At 71.2% G+C, this 4,126-nt stretch carries 7 protein-coding genes; all 7 read right to left on the reverse strand.

Translation table 11 applies throughout. From position 1 onward, the window contains the following. Positions 1 to 124: 124 nt before the first annotated feature. The gene (locus AB0M99_RS37505; RefSeq protein ID WP_365928706.1) at positions 125 to 601 is read right to left on the reverse strand and encodes a single-stranded DNA-binding protein; all 477 of its coding nucleotides are present in this window, start codon (positions 599 to 601) and stop codon (positions 125 to 127) included. A 74-nt stretch (positions 602 to 675) separates the two neighbouring features. Then, a complete protein-coding gene (locus AB0M99_RS37510; protein ID WP_365928708.1) occupies positions 676 to 1,119 on the reverse strand; it encodes a hypothetical protein in 444 nt (147 codons plus the stop codon). Positions 1,120 to 1,236: 117 nt separating this feature from the next. Next, the gene (locus tag AB0M99_RS37515) at positions 1,237 to 1,515 is read right to left on the reverse strand and encodes a hypothetical protein (protein ID WP_365928710.1); all 279 of its coding nucleotides are present in this window, start codon (positions 1,513 to 1,515) and stop codon (positions 1,237 to 1,239) included. A 154-nt stretch (positions 1,516 to 1,669) separates the two neighbouring features. Next, positions 1,670 to 2,077 (reverse strand): hypothetical protein, encoded by a 408-nt coding sequence (locus tag AB0M99_RS37520; RefSeq protein WP_365928712.1) that lies wholly within the window; start codon positions 2,075 to 2,077, stop codon positions 1,670 to 1,672. A 152-nt stretch (positions 2,078 to 2,229) separates the two neighbouring features. Next, positions 2,230 to 2,742 carry a hypothetical protein gene (locus AB0M99_RS37525; RefSeq protein ID WP_365928714.1) on the reverse strand — a complete coding sequence of 171 codons (513 nt, stop codon included), beginning with the start codon at positions 2,740 to 2,742 and terminating at the stop codon, positions 2,230 to 2,232. Between the two features lie 214 nt (positions 2,743 to 2,956). Beyond that, a complete protein-coding gene (locus AB0M99_RS37530; RefSeq protein ID WP_365928716.1) occupies positions 2,957 to 3,439 on the reverse strand; it encodes a hypothetical protein in 483 nt (160 codons plus the stop codon). Between the two features lie 96 nt (positions 3,440 to 3,535). Beyond that, a complete protein-coding gene (locus AB0M99_RS37535) occupies positions 3,536 to 4,009 on the reverse strand; it encodes a hypothetical protein (protein WP_365928718.1) in 474 nt (157 codons plus the stop codon). Between the last annotated feature and the right edge of the window lie 117 nt (positions 4,010 to 4,126).

The raw sequence follows: 4,126 nt of genomic DNA on the forward strand, positions 1-4,126 counted from the left end.
TCGGCGCGGACGCCGCCGGGCCGGCTCGAGGCCGGCGGGGGTGCGGTCGCGGGGTGGCGCCGCGGTGTCCCCCCCACGGGGGCCGGTGCCCCGCCGTGGGGGCGCGGCACCGGCAGGGGGTTGGTCAGAAGGGCGGGTTCTCGTCGGCGGCGGGGGAGGTGGTCCAGGCGTCGGCCACCGGTGCGGTGCGCTGCTGCGGGGGCTGCTGGCCCCAGCCGCCCTGCTGGTTGTCGTTGCGCTGGACCTTGGCGACCTTCGCGGTGGCGTTGCGCAGGCTCGGGCCGACTTCCTCGACGTCGAGCTCGTAGACCGTGCGCTTCTCACCCTCGTTGGTCTCGTAGGTGCGCTGACGCAGGCGGCCGGTGACGATGACGCGCATGCCCTTGGTGAGGGACTCGGCGACGTTCTCGGCGACGTGGCGCCAGACGGAGCACGTCAGGAAGAGGCTTTCGCCGTCGGTCCACTCATTGGTGGTCTTGTTGAAGATGCGGGGGGTGGAGGCGACGCGGAACTTGGCGACTCCGGCCCCGGAGGGGGTGAAGCGCAGCTCGGGGTCGTCGACCAGGTTGCCGATCAGGGTGATGGTGGTCTCGCCTGCCATGGGAGTGTCTCCTCGTTGGTGGTTCTGTGGCGGCCGATCCGGGGCTTGCCCTCCCCTTCTCGACATTAACTAGTCTACCTATTTGGGGTGGGGGTGTCAACCTCCCCGGCGTTCATGGGCGCGTGGCTCTCTCGGCCTGCGGCGGGCAGGCGCGGCGCACCCCGGGCTCCGGGTGCGGAACTAGACCCCGCTGTCGGGCCTGAGCTGCGGGGGCGCACGCGGTAGGTGCTGAGCGGGCCGCGTTCGCAGGAGGGGTCGATTTCCAGGCCGAGTGTGGCTAGTTCGTCATGGGCGACGGGGAGGGGGTCGGGGTGTTCGGATATCCGCGCGCGGGTCGTCTTGGTGAAGGTATGGCCGGCCTCGCCGGTGAAGAGCTGGAGTCGCCAGTAGGAGGCGGCCCGGGCGGGCTGGTACTCGATGCCGATGCGGCAGTGGGTGAAGTCGGCGGCGGTGAGCTGCGCGACGCTCTTCGGGGGTGTCGGGTGCTCGGGGTCGTGGGGGCCGGCGGGCGTGGGCATCGTTCCTCGCTGCGGTGTGTTGGGCTGGGGTCCGCGTCCGGGTCCGGGTCCGGGTCCGGGTCCGGCGGCGCGGGGGCCTCCGGCCGGGGCGGTGCCGTCACCGCCCCGGCGGGCGGCTCAGTCGAACATGTAGCTGGCGAACTGGCGCTTGAGCGTCCACCCGAAGTGCTCGGGCATGTCGGCGAAGTCGGGGAAGAGGTCGATCACCACGCGGGTGGTCTCGTCGGGGACGGACACGTCGACGAAGCTGTCGCCGGAGCGGTAGTCCCAGCGGTGGAAGCGGTAGAAGGTGCCGCCGATCTTGCGGACGTGGGTTTCGCTCAGTTCGGCGTAGGCGCTCTCGCTGGTGGTCTGGAGGATGCGGGGGCCGATGGCGGGGCGGAGTGCGGTGGACATGTTCCCTCGTCTCGCTCGATGGTTCGCGGTGTCCGGACCGAGGTTTGCCCTCCCCGTTCCGACATGGACTATTCTACTTCATGTGGGCGTGGTGTCAACTCCGCTTCGGGTCCGACCGGCTCCATCGCCGATCGGGCCCGAAGCGCGGGGCGGGTCAGCGGACGCGACGGAAGCGGTCGGCGGCGTACTGCGCGAACTTCTCGTTCGCGTCACGCCAGAGGTACCGCCGGGCGTCTGCGACGGGGTTTCCCATGCCGCCCCCGGTCGGGGTGGCGTTCCGCTCGGCCTTGGCCACCTGCTCGTGCCACGTCGCGACGGCGTCCCAGCTGACGGACAGGGCCTCGATCAGCTCCGTCCACAGCTCGACCTGGTACTGATAGCCGGTGATGTGCTCGAAGAAGCCCTCCATCCGGACGTTCTCCGCCGTCAGTTCGTCGCTGTGCAGGCGGTCCCACCAGTCGCTCGCGTAGCGACGGGCGTCCTTGCGGCCGGCCTCGGCGGCGACCTTCAGGCGCTCATCGAAGTACTTGCGGTCACGTTCGGCGCGGTCGGTGCGGGACATGGGTGCTCCTCGATACTGATGGTGGGTGGCGGTCGACCAAGGCTTGCCCTCCTTGTTTCGACATTGACTAATCTACCTGACGGGGAGGGTGGGCGTCAACTCCCCATCAGGTTTTCGCAGGTGGGCGGTGGGTCGGTTGACCGCTGGTCGCGTCAGGCGTGGTGGCGGGCGATGCGGATCAGGGTGTCCGCCACGGACACGGCCTCGTCGTCAAGGTTGACGGTGACGCGCCCGAACGCCAGGCGGGCGCTTCCGCGCGCGTACTCGCGGTCGTTGCGGTAGTCGATGTCGCGCTCTTCCCCGTCTTCGGAGAGGGTGGCGAGCGTGGGCCACGGGTCCTTCAGGCAGTCGCAGTCGAGATCGTGGTGGCAGTCGTCGCGGTCCTGGGCCCAGGCGCGCATCTGCTCGTACGCGGCCGGCGTGAGGCTGGGAAGGGTGATCTGGACGCGGTCGCCGTGCGATCCGGCATGGATGCGCCCGCTGAAGGAGGGGGCGGTGACCAGGCACAGGGCGTCGGGGCCTTCGCCCCTCCATGCCCGGTGGATGCTGCCCTGGCCGCCGCCCGCCTCGATCATGATCATGGCCGCAGTGTGGGCCGTTGCCGCGGCGGCCGCCTTGGCGGACTCGACCGCCATGCGGAGGGTGGTGGCGCTCGCTTCGGACATGGTGATGCTCATGAAGGACCTCGGGGTCGTTGGTGGGCACGTGCGGGGCGGGGCGGAGTGAAGGGCGCCAACGTGCGCACCGGGCCGCGCCGGGGCGGCGGAGCCGTCGCCGAACGGCGGGGGCACGATCGTCCGGGCGCGCCGGCGCGCTGTGGCTGGTCGTCGCCGTCCGGGGTGCGCGCGGGTGTGGGCGCGGACCCCAGGCGGCGGTGGGTCAGCTACGGAGGGCCACGGGGCCGATGGTGGTGTCCGTGAGCGGGTCGGCGGCGCCCGGGTCGCCGAACAGTGCCTGATGGATGGCGCGGGCCTCCTGCCAGTCCTCGCGCCATTCGCCGTCGCTGTCGATGGCGAACACCTCGGGCATGAGGGTGTGCGCGCGCAGAAGGACGGCGGTGACGGCCATGTCGTAGGGGAGGCGCGCTGTCTTGGTGAAGCTCCAGGCGAACGGGCCCAGCCGCGAGAGGGTCCGGGGGGCGAGCTCCAGGCAGAAGCCCTCGCACGCCTCGTCGCCGCGCCCGTTGAAGGCGATCAGGTCTTCGCTGATCACCGGCGCTCCGGTACCGTCCGGCGCGGCCAGGGCAACACCAGCCTTCTTGGTGAAGTCCACGACGGCCGCCGCGTCCAGGCGCAGCTGGAGCCAGTTGCTGCGGAAGGCTTCCGCCTGGGGGGTGTAAGCGAAGGAGTGGGTGTAGCCCATGGTGGGGGTTCCTCGTTTCGATGGTTCGCGGTGTCCGATCCAGGGTTGCCCTCCCTGTTTCGACATTTGCTATTCTACTTCAAGCGGTGGGGTGCGTCAACTCGTGGGCCGGGCCGCCGGGGGAAGGGTCACGGTGCACAGGAACGGCGGCGTGGCCCCGTCCTGGAATCCGTAGGTGCTCTCCACGCTCCACGGGCGGGCGCCGGGGACCGCTCCGGCGTTCCAGTGCAGTACGGCGCTGTAGACCTCGCTGAGCGCGTCGCGTAGCAGTGGCTGGTCCTGGCGGTCGAGTGCGTCGGCGTCCTGGCGCGTGGCGAGTTCCGAGCCGTAGGCGTCCTCGATGCGCAGGAACACGACCTGCTGGCGGGGGTCGGCGTCGTGGGAGGTGCGGTCGAAGATCACGCGGGAGGCTGTGGGCCACAGCGCGCGTACGCCGGGGGCGGCGGAGTGGAGGAAGGCTCCCGCGAGTTCGGTGTTGGCCTGGTGGAGCTGGCGGCAGCGGGCGACGAGGTGCGCGGCGGGGTCGGTGTACGGGTCGGGCAGGGGCTGTGTGGGGGCACTGGTGGTCATCGGCTGGTCGCCCCCTCTATGGCGGGGCGGAGCGTGCGCCAGGCTGCCGCGCGGGCGCTGGCGGTGAAGCGGTCGCGGGCCCGGATGCGGGCGGTGCGGGCGGCGGCGAACTGGGCC

The organism is Streptomyces sp. NPDC051183, assembly GCF_040682455.1.
Classification (GTDB): Bacteria; Actinomycetota; Actinomycetes; order Streptomycetales; family Streptomycetaceae; genus Streptomyces.

Bases quoted from the DNA above. Each gene is read 5' to 3' on its own strand.
- AB0M99_RS37525 (WP_365928714.1), bottom strand. From the start codon at position 2,742: ATGTCCGAAGCGAGCGCCACCACCCTCCGCATGGCGGTCGAGTCCGCC.
- AB0M99_RS37520 (WP_365928712.1), bottom strand. From the start codon at position 2,077: ATGTCCCGCACCGACCGCGCCGAACGTGACCGCAAGTACTTCGATGAG.
- AB0M99_RS37515 (WP_365928710.1), bottom strand. From the start codon at position 1,515: ATGTCCACCGCACTCCGCCCCGCCATCGGCCCCCGCATCCTCCAGACC.
- AB0M99_RS37530 (WP_365928716.1), bottom strand. From the start codon at position 3,439: ATGGGCTACACCCACTCCTTCGCTTACACCCCCCAGGCGGAAGCCTTC.
- AB0M99_RS37510 (WP_365928708.1), bottom strand. From the start codon at position 1,119: ATGCCCACGCCCGCCGGCCCCCACGACCCCGAGCACCCGACACCCCCG.
- AB0M99_RS37505 (WP_365928706.1), bottom strand. From the start codon at position 601: ATGGCAGGCGAGACCACCATCACCCTGATCGGCAACCTGGTCGACGAC.
- AB0M99_RS37535 (WP_365928718.1), bottom strand. From the start codon at position 4,009: ATGACCACCAGTGCCCCCACACAGCCCCTGCCCGACCCGTACACCGAC.